This is a genomic window from Bacteroides sp. AF39-11AC (assembly GCF_003474285.1).
GTDB lineage: Bacteria > Bacteroidota > Bacteroidia > Bacteroidales > Bacteroidaceae > Bacteroides.
In genome coordinates, this window is sequence record NZ_QROH01000011.1 from 70,004 (window position 1) to 93,917 (window position 23,914).

Consider the following 23,914-nt stretch of genomic DNA (forward strand, 5'->3'; position numbering starts at 1 on the left):
AAATCATTGCCAGATGCAAATATTTGAGTTCCTTTTACTTCCGAATGTGAAAAAAAAACTATATTTGCAGCCTTGTACACTATAGAAATCAATTAATAAAGTAATCATAATAAACTAAAAGTAACATGCAAAACAAAGGATTTGTAAAGGTTTTTGCAATTTTGCTCACACTGGTGTGTGTGTTCTACCTTTCCTTCTCTTTTGTGACTCGCCATTATAACAATAAGGCAAAAGAGTACGCAAAAGGCGATCTGAAGTTAGAGCAGGACTACCTGGATTCTCTGTCAAACGAGAAAGTGTGGTTCGGCAATTGGACACTGAAACAGTGTCGCGAGATGGAGATCAGTTTAGGTTTGGACTTAAAGGGTGGTATGAACGTTATCCTTGAAGTTTCTGTTCCCGATGTAATCAAAGCATTGGCGGACAATAAAACCGACGAAGCATTCAACCAAGCATTGGCAACTGCCGCCAAACAGGCTATTAGCAGCCAGGATGACGTCATTACCCTGTTTGTGAGAGAGTATCACAGAATAGCTCCGGATGCACGTCTTTCTGAACTTTTCGCCACTCAACAGTTAAAAGACAAAGTTAACCAAAAGACTCCCGACGCTGAAGTAGAAAAAGTACTGCGCTCGGAAGTAAAAGCCGCAGTTGATAACTCATACAATGTACTCCGTACTCGTATCGACCGCTTTGGTGTGGTTCAGCCCAACATTCAGAGTCTGGAAGACAAGATGGGACGTATCATGGTGGAACTTCCGGGTATCAAAGAGCCAGAGCGTGTAAGAAAATTACTACAAGGCTCTGCTAATCTGGAGTTTTGGGAAACATACAACGCAAAGGATGTTGCACCTTATCTGCAAGCTGCCGATAACAAACTGCGCAGCATTTTAGCTAATGAAGCACCGGCTGACAGTGTAGCCGTTGACAGCACTGCTGCTCCGGTTGTGGCACAAGCTACCAGCACTGCCGATAGTCTTGCTGCAGCATTGAAAGGTGAAAGCAAAACACAATCTGTCGATCTTGCACAAATCAAGAAAGAACATCCGTTGCTGGCTGTTCTGCAAATTAACTCCAGCGGACAAGGCCCCGTTGTAGCTTATGCTAATTATAAGGATACAGCTGATATCAACAGATATCTTTCTATGAAAGAAATCCAGTCTGAACTTCCGAAAGATCTCCGTCTGAAATGGGGTGTCTCTGCTTATGAATACGATCCTAAAGGACAGACTTTCGAACTTTACGCTATTCGTTCAACCGAACGTAACGGACGTGCTCCGTTGGAAGGTGACGTTGTGGTAAGCGCTAAAGACGAATACGATCAATTTGGTAAACCTGCTGTAAGTATGTCTATGAACACAGACGGTTCACGTCGCTGGGCTCAGTTGACTAAGCAAAACATTGGTAAGAGCATCGCTATCGTATTGGATGGTTATGTATATTCTGCACCGAATGTAAATACTGAAATTACAGGTGGTAACTCACAAATTACCGGTCACTTCACTCCTGAGCAAGCAAAAGACTTAGCGAACGTATTGAAGTCAGGTAAGATGCCGGCTCCTGCACGTATCGTTCAGGAAGATATCGTAGGTCCGTCTTTGGGACAAGCTTCTATCAACGCCGGTGTATTCTCATTCATCGTTGCATTGATTCTGTTGATGGTTTATATGTGCACTATGTACGGTTTCATCCCGGGTATGGTTGCCAATGGTGCACTGGTATTGAACATGTTCTTTACATTGGGTATCCTCTCATCCTTCCAGGCGGCCTTGACAATGTCCGGTATTGCCGGTATGGTGTTGGCACTGGGTATGGCCGTGGATGCTAACGTATTGATTTACGAACGTACTAAAGAAGAATTGCGTGCAGGCAAGGGTGTGAAAAAGGCTCTTGCAGACGGTTATTCAAATGCATTCTCAGCTATCTTCGACTCTAACTTAACTTCTATTATTACAGGTGTAATCCTGTTCAACTTCGGTACAGGTCCTATCCGTGGTTTCGCCACGACTTTGATTATCGGTATCTTGATTTCATTCTTTACCGCTGTGTTTATGACACGTTTGGTTTATGAGTACTTCATGAATAAAGATAAATGGTTGAACCTGACCTTCTCTTCTAAGATCTCCAAGAACTTGATGGCGAATGTACATTTTGACTTCATGGGTGGCAACAAGAAGTGGTTGACAATTACAGGTGTTATTCTTGTAATCTGTATCGGTTCACTCTTTGTACGCGGCCTAAGCCAAAGTATCGACTTCACAGGTGGACGTAACTTCAAGGTACAATTTGAGAATGCGGTAGAACCAGAACAAGTACGCGAGTTAATCTCCAGTAAATTTGGTGACGCTAACGTTAGTGTAATCGCTATCGGTACAGATAAGAAAACTGTACGTATCAGTACAAACTATCGTATTGAAGAAGACGGTAACAATGTTGACTCTGAAATAGAAGCATATCTCTATGAGACATTGAAGCCCGTATTAACGCAAAACATTACTCTGGAAACATTTATCGATCGTGAAAACCATACTGGTGGTAGTATCGTCAGCTCACAGAAAGTAGGTCCGAGTATTGCAGATGATATCAAGACTTCGGCTATGTGGTCTGTAGTGCTTGCTTTGATTGCTATTGGTCTGTACATCTTGATTCGTTTCCGTAACATTGCATATAGTGTAGGTTCTGTAGCTGCACTGACAAGTGATACATTGATGATCCTGGGTGCTTATTCTCTCTGCTGGGGCTGGATGCCATTCTCACTGGAAATTGACCAAACATTCATCGGTGCTATTCTGACAGCTATCGGTTACTCTATCAATGACAAGGTGGTAATCTTCGACCGTGTACGTGAGTTCTTCGGCTTGTATCCGAAACGTGACAGAAAACAACTGTTCAACGACTCATTGAATACAACTCTGGCACGTACTATCAATACTTCATTGAGTACATTGATTGTGTTGCTGTGTATCTTCATCCTTGGTGGTGATTCTATCCGCAGCTTCGCATTCGCAATGATTCTCGGTGTTGTAATTGGTACATTGTCTTCTTTGTTCGTTGCATCTCCTATCGCATACATGATGTTGAAGAACAAAAAAATAGCTGAACCGGCTGCTGAAGTAGCTAAATAAGGACTATACAAGTTAACGATAAAAAAGGGAAGTCGATTCGTTCGACTTCCCTTTTTGTTTTGTAGTCCCGAGGGGAATCGAACCCCTATCTAAAGTTTAGGAAACTTCTATTCTATCCGTTGAACTACAGGACCAGCAACATTTGCGGTTGCAAAGATAAGGCATTCTCTCGATTTTACAAGGCCGGACAGATCTTTTATCGAGAAGTCAAGAAAATACAGTCAACACAAGATTTTATCAAAGTGTAAAGTCAAATCTGCTTCATGCCGCATTTATTTAGGCAATACATCTTACATTTAGTCAATACACACATTACTAAAACAAATGATAATATGCAACTTTTATACCTCCAAGTCAGACACATAGTCAGAGTTTTGTTCACTCCAAATATCAAAAAACACTCATTTCTCAATTCTTTTAGTACACAATCACAGATTAACTCGAAAAGATTTTGCCAAGTCGCATAACTTTCCGACATTTGCAAACGCGCCTATAAAAAGCGTAGTACTTTTTGTAAGTACCCCAACCAACATGAGAACAGATTTTAAGTGATCCTATAAATTAATCATAGTAATACGAAATTATGGCAAACGACATGATGGTAAAAGAACTGGATCAAGTGGTAGTCCGCTTTTCCGGAGACTCCGGCGATGGTATGCAGCTCGCCGGCAACATCTTTTCAACAGTATCGGCTACGGTGGGAAATGACATCAGTACTTTCCCCGACTATCCCGCAGATATCCGCGCACCGCAAGGCTCTCTGACCGGCGTATCAGGTTTCCAGGTACACATCGGCGCCAGCAAAGTATTCACCCCGGGTGATAAATGCGACGTATTGGTAGCTATGAATGCTGCCGCATTGAAAACACAGTACAAGTTTGCTAAGTCTACTGCTTGCATCATTATCGACACAGACTGTTTCCAAGCTTCCGATTTACAGAAAGCCGCTTTCAAGACTGACAATCCTATCGAAGAAATGGGTATCAAGCAAGATGTTATTGCTGCTCCTATTTCTCAAATGGTGAAAGACTGTCTGGCAGAAACAGGTATGGACAACAAAACAATGCTGAAATGCCGCAACATGTTCGCTCTCGGCCTGGTATGCTGGTTGTTCAATCGTGATCTGAAGATTGCAGAAGATTTCCTTAGAGAAAAGTTTGCAAAAAAGCCGGAAATAGCAGAAGCCAACATCAAAGTGATTCACGCCGGCTACAACTATGGTCACAATACGCACGCTTCCGTAGCACATACTTATAAAATAGAAAGTAAGATAAAGACGCCCGGAATATACATGGATATCATGGGCAACAAAGCTACAGCCTACGGTTTCATTGCTGCTGCTGAAAAAGCAGGTCTAAAGTTATTCCTCGGGTCTTACCCCATCACTCCGGCTACGGACGTATTACATGAACTCTCCAAACATAAATCCTTAGGTGTCATTACCGTTCAGTGCGAAGATGAGATTTCCGGTTGTGCTACGGCTATCGGTGCTTCTTTTGCAGGTGCATTGGCTGTGACTACCACTTCCGGTCCGGGTATCTGCCTGAAATCAGAGGCTATGAACCTGGCAGTGATTACAGAACTTCCTCTGGTTGTTCTGGACGTACAGCGCGGTGGCCCTTCCACAGGTTTGCCGACTAAATCGGAACAAACGGACTTGTTGCAGGCTTTATTTGGCCGTAACGGTGAGAGCCCAATGCCGGTTATTGCTGCAACCTCACCGACAAACTGCTTCGATGCAGCCTATGCAGCTTGTAAGATGGCTTTGGAACACATGACTCCGGTGGTTCTGTTGACAGACGGTTTCGTAGCCAACGGTTCCGGTGCATGGAAGCTGCCGAATCTGGATACATATCCTGAAATCAAACCTCAGTATGTTACTCCTGAAATGAAGGATAACTATACTCCCTATAAACGCAATCCTGAAAACCAAGTACGTTACTGGGCTGTTCCGGGACAAGAAGGCTATACTCATATTCTCGGTGGTCTGGAAAAAGACAGCAACACTGGTGCTATCTCTACCGATCCTGAAAACCACAATCTGATGTGCCACCTACGTGCAGAAAAAGTTGCAAAGATTGCTGTACCTGATGTAGAAGTACAAGGCTGTGCAGATGATGCAGACCTGCTGATTGTAGGTTTTGGCGGTACTTACGGACATTTGTATTCTGCTATGGAAGAGATGAACAAAGTCGGACAAAAAGTAGCTTTAGCTCACTTCTCTTATATCAATCCGCTGCCTAAAAATACGGCTGAGGTATTGAAGAAATACAAGAAAGTGGTAGTTGCCGAACAGAACTTGGGACAATTTGCCGGTTATCTCCGTATGAAGGTAGATAATTTCACTCCGTATCAATTCAATGAAGTCAAGGGACAGCCGTTCGTAGTAAGCGAATTGGTGGCTGCCTTCACCGAGATTTTAAATAAATAATAACCCCGTAAAGTATCGAAAGACATGAGCGAATATACAGCTAAAGATTTCAAAAAAGGACAGCCTCGTTGGTGTCCGGGTTGCGGTGACCACTTCTTCTTGAATTCACTGCACAAAGCGTTGGCAGAAATCGGTGTTAAGCCTTGGGAAACTGCCGTTATTTCGGGTATCGGTTGCTCCAGCCGTCTACCTTATTATATGAATACGTATGCGATGCAGACTATCCACGGACGTGCTGCCGCCATCTCTACCGGATGTAAAGTAACCAATCCTAACCTGAGCGTTTGGCAGGTTTCAGGTGATGGTGACGGTCTGGCTATCGGTGGTAACCACTTTATCCATGCTATCCGTCGCAATATAGATATCAACATTCTGTTGCTGAACAACCGCATCTACGGTCTGACAAAAGGACAATATTCTCCGACTTCTCCCCGTGGCTTCGTCAGCAAATCCTCTCCTTATGGTACGGTAGAAGATCCGTTCCACCCAGCTGAACTCTGCTTTGGTGCCCGTGGACGTTTCTTTGCACGTTGTGTAGCTACGGATGGTCCCGGCACAGGAGAAGTTCTGAAGGCTGCTGCTAATCATAAAGGAACTGCTGTGTGTGAGATTTTGCAACACTGCGTTATCTTCAATGACGGAACCTACGACTCTGTATACAACAAAGACGGACGTGCCAAGAATGCCATCTACCTGGAACACGGTAAGCCAATGCTTTTCGGTGAGAACAAAGAGTTTGGCTTGATGCAGGAAGGCTTCGGACTGAAAGTTGTGAAGTTAGGCGAGAACGGTATCACAGAAAAGGATATCCTCGTTCATGATGCACACTGCATGGATAATACATTGCAACTGAAATTGGCTCTGATGGAAGGTCCTGACTTCCCGGTTGCTCTCGGTGTAATCCGTGACGTGGAAGCTCCGACTTATGACGATGCTGTAATGGAACAGATTGAAGAAGTATCGGCAAAGAAGAAGTACCATAACTTCAAGGAACTGTTGATGACGAATGATATTTGGGAAGTAAAGTAAGCGAATACACTATTCCTTTTCGACAAAAGCCTCATTACCGCTACTATTATATAGTACGGTAATGAGGCTTTTTGGGAATAATGCAAATGGTAACTTTGTTCACTCCACACGGTAACTCCATTTACATGCCAAGGTAAAGACCGTTACACGCCAAGGTAAAGGTCGTTACAATAAGGGGTAAAGGCCGTTACATACGGCGGTAAATTCTTTTACATCTTATGATAAGCATTCGGTAAATACTATTAGCTGATTATCAACAAACTAACAAGAAAGTCATCAGCAACCTTTGATTCACATCTTTTCCGCAAAGAATCAATTCCGTCAACAGATAATCCCAAATATCATATACAATTTTGGGATTTAAACTTTAAAAGCCTATATTTGCCCTAAAATAAAGCAAGATGAAAACAAAACACTTATTCTGGATATTCCTGTTAATATCCGTAATCAGCTTCACGAGCTGTGATGACGACAAATCAGAGAACAACACTCCAACACCGTTCCGGATTGATAAGCAATCTTACGAAGTCATGCAGGGTGGATACGTTCATATATATATCAATAATGGCAGCGGTAAGATAGATTTCTCGATAGGAAACCCTCAGATAATTAGCGCCAGCTATCAGGAAGGCACATCCGACAATAGCTGTTTAGGAATCATCCGTATAGAGGGGAAACAAAAAGGAGAAACAAAAATCACCCTTACAGACCCGGTAACACATGAAACGGAAATCCTGCAAGTGAAAGTAATTGACCGCTATCTGGTATATGCCATAGAAGAGAGCAATCATCCCGCACTAAAATCGGGAATCGTGATGTATTTAGTCAATAATGAAAAGCGAGAGTGCTATTTCTTCCCTTACGCTGATTCAAAGCACAAAGTTTCGGATCACCTCATTGCCAAAGGTACCTACAGCTTCTCGTCAAAAACAGAACATGCCACGGAAGTTTCATCTTCTACTGATGCCATACCTTATCTCACATTGAGCTATCCGGCCGATGCAAAAGGAAACTTTACAGATGCAACAATTCCGCCCACACCGCATGATTTCAAGTTTGAAATGGAAAACGGTACCACGAGCTATGTCGTACTTAACCTTATACAACGCTATCTGGATGTAGATTGGAAAGAACTTACCCCCAAAGACGCTTCTACAAGAAGTGACATTATCATAAATCCTCTTTTGACAATGACGGTGGATGATACCGACTATTCCATCACTGGGACATTCAACACCATTCCGGCAATTCCGGAAGGAATATTGGAATAGCTGCGCCCTCAAAGATTTTTCTGCCCTTTCTCTTTGATAATAAAAGAATTAGTGTATATTTGCATCAGGCATACATTAACCTTTAACATCACTGTACTATGGGTAGAAGATTAATCTTTGACCGGTTTTCGCAGCAAGCTCTCCAGACCTTGCACCGGTATCGTGCCGTAATGTTCAGTCCCACCCTTTATTCATGTTTTTAGTTCGCGAGTGATATTTATTTTCAGTCATTTACTAAACATGAATAGATTATGGATAATAGACCTACCATAGCCGAGGTACAAGAATGGGTACTGAAGCTACACAACACGTGTGAGCAAACCATCACAAACGAAGAGCGCAAGGAACAGCATAAATATGCCGTCATGGTGCAACGCCCGCAGGACAAGAAGTTCCTGGTGAAAATGCTGGATGAATCTTCGCAGATACGTGATCGCAAAAAACTTGCCGCCCGAATTAAGACTCTGATAGACCGCTATGGAGTACCTGAATTCCTGAATAAGCGGGATACTTTCCTCTTTAAAATGTACCAAGCCTTCGGACATCATTTCGATTTCATTGCCATACCTATTATAAAGAAACGCTTACGCATGGATACATCTAAAGTTATCCTTGATGAAGCGCGTCCCAAGTTAACCCGACACCTGTCCGAACGTGCACAACAAAAGGTTGGACAAAATGTAAACCTACTGGGTGAAGTCGTTTTAGGCAATGGGGAAGCAGATCACCGTTACCATCATTACCTGGAAGCATTGGAAGCTCCGGATATTAACTATATCTCCGTAAAGATATCCGGCATCTACGCCCAGACGCATGCCTTGAATTATGAAGAGAGTTTCCCGGAACTGGTGAAACGCATGTCCGCTCTTTACCAAAAAGCAATAGACTTCCCGCATACAGATGAAAACGGAGTGAAACGTGCGAAGTTTGTCAATCTGGATATGGAAGAATATAAAGATTCACACTTTACTTTACGCCTGTTTAAAACTGTACTAAGCAAACCGGAATTCAAAAACTATTCAGCCGGCATCGTTATACAAGCTTATCTGCCCGATGCTTATGATTTCCAGACGGAATTACTGGAATTTGCAAAGGCACGCGTGGCAAAGGGAGGTGCACCACTCAAAATGCGCCTTGTAAAAGGTTGCAATCTGGAAATGGAAACCGTGATTTCTTCCTTGCGCGGCTGGCCCACCCCCATACTTTCCACAAAAACGGAAGTAGATGCAAACTACCTGCATATTCTGGAACGCGCCCTGCTGCCCGAAAATGCAAAAGCGTTGCACATCGGAGTGGCTTCGCATAACCTGTTCACAATAGCCTACGCTTATCTGTTGAGCCAGAAAAACAACAGTTCAGAGTATATGACATTTGAGATGTTGGAAGGTATGGCCGACCATGTATGGCGTGCACAGTCGCAACTGGGTAATCACATCATACTATATGCACCGGTAGTGAAAGATGAACACTTCCTGAATGCAGTCTCTTATCTGGTGCGCCGCATGGACGAAAATACAGCTCCGGATAACTTCCTCACTCATTCATTCAATCTGAAACCGGGAACTGACACCTGGAATTTCCTGCAAAAACAGTTTGAAGAAGCATATCACAAGAAAGATAGCGTTTCTCATATTCCTACGCGCACGCAGAACAGGCTTTTACCGTATTCTCCCGTCCCCCCATCCGACGTGATGAAAAACGAACCGGATACGGATTTTGATCTGCCTCAAAACCAGGAATGGGTACGAAAGATCTTTGCCAAATGGAAAAAGTCTTCCGCCGATACTCCGGAAATCATTCCTCTGCAAATAGGAACCGAAAACATCGTCTGTGAAAAACGCCATAAGTACATGGACCGCTGCCAGAATGATGAAGTATGTATTTGCGAAATGTCGCAAGCCAATACGGAACAAATAAAGCAAATCATCGGCATTGCAGAGAAAGATCCCGCAGGTTGGCGAAACACTACCTTAGAGGAACGTCATAGAATCATGTTCGAAGCAGCCAATCGCCTGGGTGATATGCGCGGAGACCTGATAGGCAGCATGTGTGCTGTAACAGGTAAAACAGTGGTAGAAGGCGATGTGGAGGTATCCGAAGGTATCGACTACGCCCGCTTCTATACCGCAACAATGAAAAAGTTCGCCGCACAGCATGATGTGGACATCACCTCCAAAGGAACGATCCTCGTCATTTCGCCGTGGAACTTCCCATGTGCCATTCCTATCGGCGGCATTGTAGCCGGATTGGCCGGTGGCAATACCGTGATACTGAAACCCGCAACAGTAGCTGCTCCTGTAGCATGGCTATTTGCCAAGGCTTTCTGGGATGCAGGAGTGCCCAAAGAAGCATTGCAAGTCATTATCACCGACCGTGAAGCACTGAAAGAGTTGACCACAGCTCCGGCTATCAAGCATATCATCCTGACAGGAGGTACGGATACGGCCCAAAGCATTGCACGTACCAACCCGTCTACCCCACTTTCTGCCGAAACCGGTGGAAAAAATGCTATTATCCTTACAGCCTCGGGCGACCGTGATCATGCCATTATGAATATCGTTGCTTCTGCTTTCGGAAATGCGGGGCAAAAGTGCTCAGCATGTTCCCTACTGCTTGTAGAACGCTCTGTATACGAAGACAAGAACTTCCAGGATAAGCTGAAGGATGCCGCCACCAGTATGAAAGTAGGCAGTGTATGGGAAGCCGGTAACGTAGTAGGCCCCATGATTACCAACCGGAACGACAAGTTACTGCAAGCCCTTACACTGGAACCCGGCGAGTCCTGGCTGGTTCCACCTAAGTTTATTGACGAAAAGCAATACATCCTCGCCCCTACGGTGAAATGGGGAGTAAAACCGGACAGTTATTCATTCCGCACAGAATTGTTCGGTCCCATGTTAAGTGTGGCTTGTATTGACAATCTTCAACAGGGAATAGAGTTGGTGAACAGCCTGGACTACGGTTTGACTTCCGGTCTGCAAAGCCTGGATGAAAACGAACAAAAACTCTGGAAGGACTCCATTCTGGCAGGTAATCTTTATATCAATCGTGGTATCACAGGTGCTATTGTCAACCGCCAACCTTTCGGTGGGATGAAACTGTCTGCTTTCGGTGGTGGTGTAAAAGCAGGCGGACCGAACTATTGCGCCTGCCTTGTGAAGATTACCGACAAACCGGAAAGTAATACGGATTATAAGCAAAGTTATCCTCATGCTTATGAAGAAGAATTTGCGCATGCACGGGATATCAATAAGTTATATGGCGAACAGAATGCATTCCGTTATCTGCCATTAAAGAATATGGTGCTCCGCCTTTTCCCGGGAGATAGTAACGAAGAAGCGGAAATGATTGCACTTGCTGCAAAGCTCTGCCACACACCACTGACTATCAGCTTTGACCCGAATGATGATCGCACGACTGCATTATCATCTACCGGTTGTACACTAAAGAAAGAAACATTGGATGAATTCCTCAAAACAATGAGGACCTATGAACGCATCCGCACTTGTGGCGCTGATATTCCGATGGAAATGTATGAAGAGGCGGCTCGTAGAAACAAATACATTGCCACGGCAAAACCTGTGAAAAATGGACGTGTAGAGTTGATACATTATATTAAAGAGCAAAGCATCTCCTTCGAATACCATCGATATGGCAGCATTCTGGATGTGCCTCCCGTAGAATAACAATTAAAAAGACGTGGTCCGGCTTGCCTGTCGAAAAGCGGACAGGTCAGGCCACGCTCATTCCTCGTTCTCCACCGGCAATGGCAAAGAAACTGTAAATTCGCTATATTTTCCTTCCACACTCTCCACACTGACGTATCCTCCATGTTCACGAGCCACATTCATCACATAGTTCAGCCCCAAGCCGAAGCCGGATACTTTCTTCTTCGCATCCTCATTCCGGGTAATTACGCGTTCAAACTTATCAAATACAATCCGTTGAGCCGCAAGCGGAATACCGATTCCATTATCCCGCACCTTGATCTGAGTATACTGCCCGGAAAGGCAGGAAGTAATCTGTATATCTATCGTATCCTTAGAGTATTTCACAGCATTGTCTATCAGGTTACTTAAAGCCTCTTTCAGATATTCTTCATCAGCACAGACTCCCTCTTCCTGTAAATCCACCTGAAATGTAATAGGCTTTTCTGCCTTAGCAGTGAACGTGTGTACCAACTCATCCACCATAGGATGAAGTTGAATCCAGTTCTTGTCCAGCAATAATTGTCCATGTTCCAACTTAGAGATAGTCAGTACTTTATTGGCAAGTGCAAGCAAATGCTGAGCCTCCGCCTCCAGTATGTCGAAATGTTTTTCTTTCTTCTCAGGTTTATCATCTACTTTTCCACTACGAAGCACTTTGAGGCCAATCAGAATGGAACTGATCGGATTCTTCATGTCATGAACCATAGCATAAGAGAAATCCTCACGCATTCGTGCCAGTTCGTCTTGCCGACGAATAATATCCACCTGCTTACGTATGGCAAATAATAGAAGTCCTAAAGCCACTATGGTTCCGAAGAACATATAAAGCAGCTTGCCGATGAACCCCGCACGAAGATTCTGGATGTAAGCATGTACTCCTTGAGTATCATTCACAGGGCACACGAAAGTATAGTGCTGTTCCAATAGCTTCCGATAATCAGAAAAATACCGTAAATCCTGTTTCAATACGATGGAATCACTGTGTAAAGATACTGTATCCAAACGGAACTTGATCCGCTTCAAATTCACTTCATCCAGTTCATGACGGAAAAAGGTAGCCAAATCCTTAGTTCGTCCGGCTTCAAATGCATCCGTCGCACGGCCGTAAGCTTCGTGAATATTACGTATCACTTGCTGCCGGTTCAGTCCGAAACTTCGTCCCACCCAATTTCCAAGTAAGTACAGAACAGCAGCAGTTGCAGTTATTGTAAGGAGTATATAATACGACTTTTTCATCAAGCATTCTATATTTCAGGCAAATATAGATAAACTTTTCTTTTCATCTTAACATAAAGATAACATTCTGATAACCTAAATTAATTTCATACTCTTGTTATCTTTGCAGCGTAGAAATCAGTAAAAAGAAATTATGGAAAAAAAAGAAGCAAATAAGGAACCATTCAATCGCCCGGATGGAGTGGAAGTGAAACTCACGGCAAAGTCTATCAACATAAAAGGATTTCTGTTTTTTTTCATTCTGTTCCTGACAGGCAGCTATCTGTTTGTTTATGTATGGGATGAACCTTCATCCTATAGTGCCGGTCGTTTATTGGGTACCGCTGTAAAAGGAATCAGTAGTCCCCAAGTTATGCTTTGCATATTTTTACTCCTCGTGTTTTATATACTAATCCAGGCAGGGATTCTTTACTGGTTTAGCGGAAAGGACAAAAAGCTCCTACACTGGCATTTTGACTGGACTGGAGTAGGATTTTCTCTGACTCGTCCTATTCCATTGAAGTTCTATCGGGTATCCTTATTATTACCGGGCATCTTATTGGGAATGATGCCTGCAATCCATGGATTCTGTACAGGAGAAGCCAACATATTCTTTTTGGGATTATTCGGTATTCTGGGTGGTACGGGAGATTTTCTTTTTTGGTACAGCCTTCGTGCCTTTGATGATGAAGACCTGCTACTGGCCGGCAAAAAAGCTTTTCAGGCCACTATGATAAAGCGCAATTACGGAAAGAATGACTAAAATTCTTCTCCCAATGTATAACAAAAAAGTTCCCTCATACCCAAAAGAGTAGAGAGAACTTTTAATTGTTGGAGAGAAAGACTTATTCAACCTCCATTGTCAATCTATTAACATTTTTATTTAAGGACTTTAATCATTTGTTCTCCACTGGCAAGTACACCTCGTACAACATATACTCCAGCCGGCAAGTCCGACATATCTACAAACTCAACATTCATAACTTGCTTTATCAGAGTACCACTAACAGAGTAGATATAAGCAGTTCCCACCTCTGGTAATACTACTTTCTGAAGTTGGCTGTCATAATATGCTTTCGCACTGCCATCTTCTACTTTATCAATACCTGTCGGTACACCTACAATTACAGCATTAGATGCAGCCGTTTCTACACCGCCAACTACCGCAGTTACTGTATATGAGCCGTCTGCTGCATTTTCAACTGTATAATTGGTAGCTTGAATCCCTTCTTTCAAGAGTGTACCGTCAATGTAAAGATTATAAGTTGTAGCAGGTTCTTCTGCACGGGTAACAGCTTGCTTATCGGCATCCTGCAGAACTGCGGAAATTCGCCAGTTGTAATCTAAATCCTTATTCATAGACTTCAACGTTCTCCAAGTTGTTCCATCAGTAGTAATCAGATTGCCTTTTCCATCTACTGCCGGTCCTTCATCTGTCATATTGGGCTTCACTCCATTAATGTGACTAACATAATATCCTACACAAACTTCATGACCAGCTGGAATTACTACCGGTTTATCCAAACGAACAACATTTTCTCCTGCTACCAGAGTCTTCACATCAACTTCTTGTTCATAAACTAAGTTACGATCATAAAAGACAGCTATGGCAGAAGTCTGCAAATAAACATCACTCAAACTATATTTAATGTGAGTTATATATTTACCTACCTGATCAACCAAATCATCAGCATCATAAGCAATTACAAAGTATCCATATACCCCGCTACTCCTAGTCAATCCAATTGCTTTACTACCGGATGTCTTATCTTGATAGTTCATTTCATTAGCAGCTTCAGGCGATTGCCATGTCAAAGTCAGATTCTTATTCTCCAATGTACCACTCAAACCGTAAGGAGCAGGTGCAAGATTAGGTTGCTTGTATTCAACAGTATAAGTATCAGAAAGAGCAGATTCCCATCCATTTGTATAAACAGCGGATACAGCATATTCATACTTACCGTAGTTCAACGTTGCAGTATACTCCGGATTTTCTGTTTCAGTAGCCAATGAACCGTTGCAATAAACACGGAAGTTCTTTATAGTAGGCTTATTATCAGTTGCACGAGTTGCAACAACACCATTTACTCCAAAGGCTGTTGCCGATTTCAAATCAGAAAATGATCTGCCTGACATACTTTCAAGTGGAACCATTTGATTATTAACAGGTGCTGTCTTCCTAAGTGTAGTCGTAGCAGCCTTTTGTGAACCTTTCAAACGCACCTGTGCTCCTACTACAAAGTTACTATTAAATTCTGCATCGATCCGGCTGTAAGCAACCCAAGTTGTTCCATCCAAACTAAGCATATCGCCTCCTGTTACACGTGGACCGGCATCAGCAGCAATAGGTTCTTTTCCATCAGCAAACAGAGCAAAGTATCCCACATAAATAGAACTTCCTACAGGTACAGCTACCGGCTCATCGAATGCAACACTAAACATTTCACCTGTTTTGATAGAAGTAGCAGTCTTAGAAGCTAAGATTTTCTTATTGGCAGAGCACAGCACAACTTTCAGTTCCTTAACATCATCCGTTAAGTACAGATTAACACCTGTTATCTCATAATCTGCATAAAGAGCCAACTCTTCTTTGGTAAATTGTGCTCCGACATAAAGATCCACATCTTTTCCATCATTGGTCATCCCCCATTTATATTTGGGTTCACCATAATGTTTCAATTCCATAGGCAAATCTGTATATACATCCCATTTCAAAGACAACTTTCCTTTATCAAAATCAGTTTCAGTAAATGTAGGACGTACATATTCAGCCGGCAATTCAACCATAGCTGTAGCAGAAGCAGAAGCCTTTGAAGAAAGGCCATCTACATAATTTGCCACAACTGTATAAGTATATGTACCTGGAGCTAATTCCTCCGTATAAGTTAAACCTGTTATTCCGGATTTGACTTCCACGCCATCACGATATACGGTATAGTCTTTCACTACCGGAGTCTTAATCTCACTCTGAGCTTCCACATCAGCACTTAGCATCCAGTTTGCATTAGCTGCTGCCTCAATATTAGTCCAACTGGGAACTGTAGTATCAAAATCAGGTTTTGCCGTAGAAGTTGAAATAAAACATGCACCGGAAATAGCCGGTCCACTATCCAGCAATCCAGGGAAAAGATCTGCTGCATGAACCACATAATAACCATAAGACAATTCTGCGCTCGGATCAATAACGTACGGAGTTGTTAAAGCTATTTTAGCCCATTTATGCACTTCCAATGCAGCAATTTCTTCAGCTGGTACCTGCTGAGAATATACAATTTTACTATTCTCAAGAATTACCAAACGCATTTCCGTTACTGCGGAATTCAGCATAACATTAATGGCTGTAATTTTATGATCAGCATAAGAAGCCAATTCATCACTGGAAAATGCATTTACTGCCCATATTTTACGCACTGTACCGGAAGTTCCTCCCATGGCCTTGCCTTTTTCCCCATTACTCCAAGTCAATGTTTTATCAGCAAGAATCGGAGATTTCCAATTCAATGTCGCATTCAAGCCATTAACGACAGTTCTTACATCTACTGCAATCGGACGGGCATCCTCTACAGAAGTATTAGTCAATGATAAAGGGAATGACTTTTCTTCCTTGTCACCATAAACAGCCGACACACAGTAGTCATAAGTACCCTTAGGTTCGTCTTTCAACAAGGTAGCTTTTTCCGTCAGCAAAGCTGTATTTACTTTGGTATCGCCACGATATACATTATATCCGTCAGGTTCTCCTGCAGCAGGTATATCAATATGAGCAGATACCAGGAAATTACCTTTCACCACGTTTTTCCAATTCTTTCCATCATACGAATATAAGTCACCCTTGCCCGTAACACCTGGTACGCGGTCCATAATGCCAACAAAAGTAAGATTCGTACCATGAACAAATTTAGCTGCTACAGTCAATTCTACATCGTCACGCACAGTATAAGGTTCGTCCAACTTGATAGTCTGCATTTCTTTCAGTTTCAGATTCTCAAGATTCACCTTCTGTTCACGTACCACTTTATCATTCTCATACAGTAAAAGGCTAACCTCAAGCACTGCACTGTAATTGCAAAATGAGATAGCATCAATTACTGAACCTTTATATTCTTTAAGATCGTTTTTATCAAAACGGTTAGCAATATAAAGAACAGGAATCTCCCCATTCAAGCTTACTCCGCTCACACCGTTATAAGGTGTATCATTATGCCATTGCATTGTTTTAGCCTCGGCTGGACTTTTCCAATTCAATGATACACTTGCAACCTGACTTTCTCCTCTTAAAGTATGAGGAGCCCCCGTCTGCGCCATAGCAAAGTTGTAACCCAACAATGCAGTCAGCAGAAAAAACATTTTAAAAGTAATATTTCCCATAAGCAATCATTTTATTCCCAAAGAGAGAATACTCCTTTGAGATCGTTAAACAATAATAGGCAAAATTAATGGAAGCCCCCATTTCATCGAAAAAAACCGAATAGACAAATGATGTACAAAACCCTTTTTTGTTATCTTTGTAGCATGAAAAATGCGTTTTTAATATATTTATGTATATTCTTATTACAACAATCTGTTTTAGGAAGTAATTCATATCGATGGAAACCTATCGATGCTTCTTTTGACTCTTTAGGAAAGCAACTCGAGCTGGTGGACTATAAGAATAATGAACGAATGCAGTTTTATCCACTTGTCACACGCATGTACCAGATAGCAAATCTAAAAAACAATAGAAACCTGCAAGCGCGTGCCTTATATTGGGATGCCTGGCTGAAATTTGAAACAAATACCGAAGAAACAGAAACCCTTATAGAAGAAGCATTAGAAAAAGTAGATTCCGTTAATTACACTTATGATCACGCCCGTATTTTCTTCGTTAAGGGAATGCTTTTGGCAAAACATAACAAATACCCACAAGCTTATCGCACATTTAAGAGACAAGAAAATTACTTTAAATCCATAGATGATTTATATAGTCTTGGTTATACATATCTCAATATAGGTTCGATTATGAGAAGAATCGGAGAATACCAAGAAGGATATAAATATTATCTGCAAGCCGACGAAATATTCAAGAAAGGTGGATTCATTGATGATGAAATTAAGAATCGACACAATATAGGAATTAGTCAATATCATCTTGGACACCCACAAAAAGGCATAGAGATATTGACTGCTTTACTTGATGAGAAAATAGCGCAAGAAGACCTTCCTTTCAGAACCGATGTGCTGACCTCACTCTATTTTGTTTCACAAACTCTGCCTGATAAAGAAAAGTACGCGCGCGAAGCATATAAAACCGCTCAAAAAATCACAAATAAGACATCACAAACTTATACTCTCATTAATATGGGAGCATTATACATTTATAAGAATGAGAAAGACTCTGCTCTTTTTTATTTTCAAAAAGCACGCCATTCTGCTGAAGCCAACAAGGATGCCTTTTCAGCCATTCACACTTTATATGGCCTTGCAGAAATATATGATAGGAAAAACTTACCCGACAGTGCTTATCAGTACCTAAAACAGTATTTGCAATATAAAGAAGAAACAACCGGATATGCCAAATCAAATGAAATCAATCAGTATGAAATGAAAATGGCAATCGAACAATATGAGAATGAATTGCATGAAGCTTCCGAGCGTATCGAACTCCATAAAAAATTAACTATAGCCAGCTTCTTAATAGGTTTAATGATTTGCTGCATTATTGGTTATATATTCTGGTTGTCACGAAAGAAGGAAAAGATTGCCAAGCAACTGAAAGAAGCAGAAAATCGCGAACTAAACGAACGCCTTCAACGCCAACAATTACAAAATGAAAAATATCATATGGAGTTAGATCTAAAAAACAGGGAATTGACATCCAACTCCATGATCTCTATTGAAAAGAATCGGGTTCTAAAAGGTTTATTAAAACAAATAGAGGAACTGGAAGGTAGTAAAGAACTGTCTACGCCAGGAGGAAGAACACTAAAACAACAAATTAAATCACACTTGGATACAGAAGACGAATGGATGTTTTTCAAACATCATTTTGAAGAAGTACATCCCGATTTCTTTAAGAAATTATGTTCCATTCATCCCAATTTATCGGAAAATGAACTACGTTTATGTGCATATATACGCACTGGTATGGAAACAAAACAAATTGCACAGATGCTTTCCGTTTTACCGGAAACAATAAATACAGGCCGATACAGAATCCGTAAGAAGATGCAACTCGGACAAGATGTTACACTGGAAAACTATCTGCGGGATATCTAATTTCTATTTTATTTGTTTTATTCATTCTGCTTACCACCAATTTCTGAAGATTGGCAGTAAGCAGCTTGATAATATCTATTCTTTTTCGCCGAATGCCAGATCTCCTGCATCCCCCAACCCCGGAACGATATATGAATGTTCGTTTATCTCCGGGTCAATGGCAGCACACCATATTGTAGTCTTGTCTTCAGGGAATGTTTCAGCAATGTGTTCTACCGCCTGACGGCTGGCAATAATGGAAGCGACATGTATCTCTGACGGATGCCCTTTCGTCAGCATAGCCTGATAGCTCAGTTCCATGCTACTACCTGTTGCCAGCATAGGATCCGTAATAATTAACGTCTTTCCGTCAATACGTGGAGAAGCAATATATTCTATATGAATATCAAACTTCAGCGTATCCTTATACTTTCGGTAAGCGGAAACAAAAGCATTCTCCGCACCGTCAAAATAGCTTAGAAAGCCTTGATGGAAAGGTAGTCCCGCACGCAGGATAGTGCTTAATACCAGTTGGTTATCCGGGGTCTGCACGGGCGCTATTCCCAGCGGAGTCTGGATATTCTTCTGAGAATAGGCGAACTCCTTACTCATTTCATACGCCATAATTTCCCCTATGCGTTCAATGTTTCGGCGGAAGCGAAGGCGGTCGCTTTGTACTTGTACATCCCGGATCTCGGCAACATACTGGTTCAGGATGGAATTTGTCTCGGCAAAATTAATAATTTTCATGATGTGATTTGAATTTATATGCGCAAAGTAAACGATTTCTTGCGCAATTTGCAACATTCAGTTTGCAGATATTGTTATGGAGTTATAAAAGATTTCTCATTAAAGAAAAATTTCTCTAATCAGGTGTTTGTTTCGAAAGAAAATACTACTTTTGTACGCGAAAAACAAGGGGCTGTTTGAAATATAACCCAATTCACACCAATTTCCCCCTTGAAAAAGAGAAGGTAAAAAGATATTAGCAAGAGATTAATAAACCAAATACCAAATTTTAAATCATTAAAAGAAATGGCAAATTTAGATTTAAGCAAGTACGGTATCAAAGACGTGAAGGAAATCATCCACAATCCGTCTTATGATGTACTGTTCGCAGAAGAAACCAAACCAGGTTTGGAAGGTTTTGAAAAAGGTCAGGTAACTGAACTGGGTGCTGTAAATGTTATGACAGGTATTTATACCGGTCGTTCTCCTAAAGATAAATTCTTCGTTAAGAATGAAGCCAGTGAAAACACTGTATGGTGGACTTCTGACGAATACAAAAACGACAACAAACCTTGCTCTGAAGAAGCTTGGGCTGACTTGAAAGCTAAGGCTGTAAAGGAATTGAGCGGCAAACGTCTGTTCGTTGTTGATACTTTCTGCGGTGCTAACCCTGCTACTCGCTTGAAAGTACGTTTCATTATGGAGGTTGCTTGGCAAGCTCACTTCGTAACTAACATGTTCATCCGCCCTACAGCTGAAGAACTTGCTAACTACGGTGAACCTGACTTCGTTTCTTTCAACGCTTCTAAAGCTAAGGTTGACAACTACAAGGAACTGGGTCTGAACTCTGAAACAGCTACTGTATTCAACCTGAAGACTAACGAACAAGTTATCCTGAATACTTGGTACGGTGGTGAAATGAAGAAAGGTATGTTCTCTATCATGAACTATCTGAACCCGCTGCGTGGCATCGCTTCTATGCACTGCTCTGCCAACACTAACATGGAAGGTACTGACTCTGCTATCTTCTTCGGTCTGTCTGGTACAGGTAAGACTACCTTGTCCACTGACCCGAAACGTCTGCTGATCGGTGATGACGAACACGGATGGGATGACGAAGGCGTATTCAACTACGAAGGTGGTTGCTACGCTAAAGTTATCAACTTGGATAAAGACAGCGAACCCGATATCTACAATGCTATCAAACGTGACGCTCTGTTGGAAAACGTAACTGTTGCTGCTGATGGTAAGATTGACTTCACTGATAAGAGCGTTACAGAAAACACTCGTGTTTCTTATCCTATCTATCACATCAACAACATCGTTAAGCCGGTATCTAAAGGTCCTCACGCTCACCAGGTAATCTTCCTGTCAGCTGACGCCTTCGGTGTATTGCCTCCGGTATCTATCCTGAACCCGGAACAAGCTCAGTACTACTTCCTGTCTGGTTTCACCGCTAAGTTGGCCGGTACAGAACGTGGTATCACAGAACCGACTCCGACATTCTCTGCTTGCTTCGGTGCTGCTTTCTTGTCATTGCACCCGACTAAATATGCAGAAGAACTGGTTAAGAAGATGAATAAGGTAGGTGCTAAGGCATACTTGGTAAACACTGGCTGGAATGGTAGCGGCAAGCGTATCTCTATCAAAGATACTCGTGGTATCATCGACGCTATCCTTGACGGTTCTATCGACAAGGCTCCTACTAAGGTTATTCCTTTCTTCGATTTCGTCGTTCCGACTGAATTGCCGAACGTTGATCCGAAGATCCTTGATCCTCGCGACACTTACGAATGTGCTTGTCAGTGGGAAGAAAAAGCAAAAGACCTGGCTGGTCGTTTCATCAAGAACTTTGCTAAGTTCACAGGTAACGAAGCTGGTAAAGCACTGGTTGCTGCTGGTCCGAAGCTCTAATCTGAATAAAACCAGTTTAGATATAATATGCGAAAGCGGCTCTTGGTATCAAGAGTCGCTTTTTTGTTTTTATCCGTTTCATTTGTTCTTCATGAATAATTTCCTAATTTTGCGCAACACCATAATATTGGGAATATGACTTATCTGGATACCGACAAGCAAACGCAGGCTGATCTAAGCATTGTAGAAGGAATATACGACGAATATCCTCTCTACTCCTTATTTTCTGCAACAGAGACCAAGAACGGAAAACGTCTGATGTTAGACTGGATTACCTCTCCCTTAAATGACATATCCGCCATACAAAAGAGACAAGAAGCAATTGCCTGGCAGGAATTACCCGGACTTCCCTTAGATGAAGAAGAACTCGACTTCATCGAATATTATTTGGAATACCGCGATCAGATCAGAAGACCTAATATTTTAGTTTCGCTAACTTCAGCATTCGACCGTTTATTAAGACATGATGCTCAACGCTATGTTATTAAACGAGGTGTTACTTTGACTATCCGATTATTAAATCAACTGGAATCATTACGAATAAATCTCCCGGAAAATGCCCCTTTACTTCTGAAAGAACTGGCACAGAGCATTCAATACACGATATATAACAGCGAGCTGAAAGAAGTAGTTGAACTCTATAAAAAAGAAAAATCCCCTTCCAGCTATATCATCGATAAATACGATTATCTGTTCCGCTGTATCCACTTAGAACTGATCAGAGGGCTGCTTTCGCATATCTATATACTGGATGTATGCCGTACTGCACACCGCATAGCAGTCAGCAAAGGTTTCTGCTGTCGCCCGGAGATGACGGAAGTAATGGATTTGTCCATCACCGGCTTTGTACATCCATTTACCGAAGGCGGACGGAATAATGACTGGAAGATGACGAACGGTAATATATGTATTCTTACAGGTTCCAACATGGCTGGCAAATCAACTACTCTCAAAGCCATTACCATCGCTGTATGGCTGGCACACTGCGGATTGCCGGTTCCCGCCCGTTCAATGACCTGCCCTGTATTTGATGGAATCTACACCTCCATCAATCTTCCAGACTCCCTGCGCGATGGCAGGAGTCACTTTATGGCGGAGATTCTGCGGATAAAAGAAGTACTTCAAAAAGCAAAATCCGGTAAACGATGCCTGATAATACTGGATGAAATGTTCCGCGGAACAAATGCACAGGATGCTTTTGAAGCCTCTATTGCCGTGAATGAATTGCTCAGGAAATATCCGCATTGTTTATTCCTCATATCGACTCACATTCTGGAATATGCCAAACATTTCGAGAAAGATAATACATGCTGTTTCTATTATATGGATTCAAAAATTGAGAATGATCAATTCATATGTCCTTACCAACTGCTTGAAGGCATATCTGAAGCACAAGTTGGGTATTGGCTGGTAAGAAAGGAACTGGAAGGTTTAATATAAATAAAGGTTCTTTTTTCCAAGTAACTACTTCATTACTACGCTTTTTTTGTTAGCTTTGCGGAAACCAATATTGAACAAAGCAATATGAAAAGTATCAAATTGATGTTGGCAGGCGTCAGCCTGTTGTTGCTCTGCGGATGCGGTACGCAAGTACAAAAAGAGAATGAAGCCACATGTGGAAATGAAAGTAAAGAGAATGCGGTGATTGAAAACATGATGTCACGCCGCAGTATTCGCAAGTACAAACCGCAAGCGGTAAACCGTGATACTATGCAGATTATACTGAACTGCGGTATCAATGCTCCTAACGGACAAAACAAACAATCCTGGGAAATACGGGTAGTGGATAATCCGGAGTTCATCAACGGTATTACTGAAGTTTACAAAAAGCAAAATCCTAAAGCAACGGAAGATCCTAATTTCAAGAATATGTTCCGCAATGCCTCTACCGTAGTGTTTATTGCCAATGACAAGTCTTATGACCTGTCACAAATAGACTGTGGCCTGCTGGGTGAAAATATGATTCTTTCAGCCTGGTCCATGGGTATAGGTTCCTGTTGCCTGGGCGGACCGACACGATTTATAAACTCCACACCGGAAGCAGCCGAATATCTGAAGAGACTGGATATTCCCGAAGGATATCAATTGCTCTATTGTATCGCATTCGGTTATCCGAATGAAACTCCTGCTGCAAAACCGAGAAATGCAGAAAAGATCAGATTTATAGATTAATCATTTCCTGCAAGTAACGTATAAATGAAAAGGAGTGCCACCATTACAGTGAAGCACTCCTTTTCTATCTATTTACAAACAACT

At 42.0% G+C, this 23,914-nt stretch carries 13 protein-coding genes and 1 tRNA gene; 10 read left to right on the forward strand and 4 right to left on the reverse strand.

Annotated features, from left to right (window positions below; translation table 11 throughout):
* The first annotated feature begins 125 nt into the window (after positions 1-125).
* Positions 126-3,125 carry a protein translocase subunit SecDF gene (secDF, locus tag DW036_RS21870; protein WP_118466181.1) on the forward strand — a complete coding sequence of 1,000 codons (3,000 nt, stop codon included), beginning with the start codon at positions 126-128 and terminating at the stop codon, positions 3,123-3,125.
* Between the two features lie 62 nt (positions 3,126-3,187).
* On the opposite strand, the gene DW036_RS21875 is transcribed toward secDF, so the two are convergent.
* A tRNA-Arg gene (locus tag DW036_RS21875) sits at positions 3,188-3,259 on the reverse strand.
* A gap of 449 nt (positions 3,260-3,708) precedes the next feature.
* Here DW036_RS21875 and DW036_RS21885 point away from each other — a divergent pair.
* From DW036_RS21885 to DW036_RS21900, 4 genes are all read left to right on the forward strand, one after another.
* Positions 3,709-5,556: a 2-oxoacid:acceptor oxidoreductase subunit alpha gene (locus DW036_RS21885; RefSeq protein ID WP_118466183.1), complete on the forward strand. Its 1,848-nt coding sequence runs from the start codon at positions 3,709-3,711 to the stop codon at positions 5,554-5,556.
* A gap of 24 nt (positions 5,557-5,580) precedes the next feature.
* Positions 5,581-6,585: a 2-oxoacid:ferredoxin oxidoreductase subunit beta gene (locus DW036_RS21890; protein ID WP_022392641.1), complete on the forward strand. Its 1,005-nt coding sequence runs from the start codon at positions 5,581-5,583 to the stop codon at positions 6,583-6,585.
* 401 nt (positions 6,586-6,986) lie between these two features.
* Positions 6,987-7,856: a hypothetical protein gene (locus tag DW036_RS26100; RefSeq protein ID WP_233560509.1), complete on the forward strand. Its 870-nt coding sequence runs from the start codon at positions 6,987-6,989 to the stop codon at positions 7,854-7,856.
* Between the two features lie 251 nt (positions 7,857-8,107).
* A complete protein-coding gene (locus tag DW036_RS21900; protein WP_187374661.1) occupies positions 8,108-11,542 on the forward strand; it encodes a bifunctional proline dehydrogenase/L-glutamate gamma-semialdehyde dehydrogenase in 3,435 nt (1,144 codons plus the stop codon).
* A 57-nt stretch (positions 11,543-11,599) separates the two neighbouring features.
* On the opposite strand, the gene DW036_RS21905 is transcribed toward DW036_RS21900, so the two are convergent.
* The gene (locus DW036_RS21905) at positions 11,600-12,802 is read right to left on the reverse strand and encodes a sensor histidine kinase KdpD (protein ID WP_118466184.1); all 1,203 of its coding nucleotides are present in this window, start codon (positions 12,800-12,802) and stop codon (positions 11,600-11,602) included.
* Positions 12,803-12,935: 133 nt separating this feature from the next.
* On the opposite strand from DW036_RS21905, the gene DW036_RS21910 reads away from it, so the two are divergent.
* A complete protein-coding gene (locus DW036_RS21910; RefSeq protein ID WP_118466185.1) occupies positions 12,936-13,544 on the forward strand; it encodes a hypothetical protein in 609 nt (202 codons plus the stop codon).
* 116 nt (positions 13,545-13,660) lie between these two features.
* Here DW036_RS21910 and DW036_RS21915 read toward each other — a convergent pair whose 3' ends face one another.
* The gene (locus DW036_RS21915) at positions 13,661-17,149 is read right to left on the reverse strand and encodes a hypothetical protein (protein ID WP_118466186.1); all 3,489 of its coding nucleotides are present in this window, start codon (positions 17,147-17,149) and stop codon (positions 13,661-13,663) included.
* A gap of 108 nt (positions 17,150-17,257) precedes the next feature.
* Between DW036_RS21915 and DW036_RS21920 the strand changes: the two genes are divergently transcribed.
* Entirely contained in the window at positions 17,258-19,036 is a 1,779-nt protein-coding gene (locus DW036_RS21920) for a LuxR C-terminal-related transcriptional regulator (RefSeq protein ID WP_233560510.1), read from the forward strand.
* 75 nt (positions 19,037-19,111) lie between these two features.
* Here the strand turns inward: DW036_RS21920 and upp are convergent, their stop codons facing one another.
* On the reverse strand, positions 19,112-19,765 hold the full coding sequence (upp, locus tag DW036_RS21925; RefSeq protein WP_118466188.1) for a uracil phosphoribosyltransferase: 654 nt from the start codon (positions 19,763-19,765) through the stop codon (positions 19,112-19,114).
* Between the two features lie 285 nt (positions 19,766-20,050).
* Here upp and pckA point away from each other — a divergent pair, with 285 nt between their 5' ends.
* The 3 genes from pckA (at position 20,051) to DW036_RS21940 (ending at position 23,830) form a co-directional block, all read left to right on the forward strand.
* Positions 20,051-21,658 (forward strand): phosphoenolpyruvate carboxykinase (ATP), encoded by a 1,608-nt coding sequence (gene pckA, locus DW036_RS21930; protein WP_118466189.1) that lies wholly within the window; start codon positions 20,051-20,053, stop codon positions 21,656-21,658.
* 135 nt (positions 21,659-21,793) lie between these two features.
* The gene (locus tag DW036_RS21935) at positions 21,794-23,098 is read left to right on the forward strand and encodes a DNA mismatch repair protein MutS (protein ID WP_118466190.1); all 1,305 of its coding nucleotides are present in this window, start codon (positions 21,794-21,796) and stop codon (positions 23,096-23,098) included.
* Positions 23,099-23,182: 84 nt separating this feature from the next.
* Positions 23,183-23,830 carry a nitroreductase family protein gene (locus DW036_RS21940; protein WP_118466191.1) on the forward strand — a complete coding sequence of 216 codons (648 nt, stop codon included), beginning with the start codon at positions 23,183-23,185 and terminating at the stop codon, positions 23,828-23,830.
* Positions 23,831-23,914 lie beyond the last annotated feature (84 nt).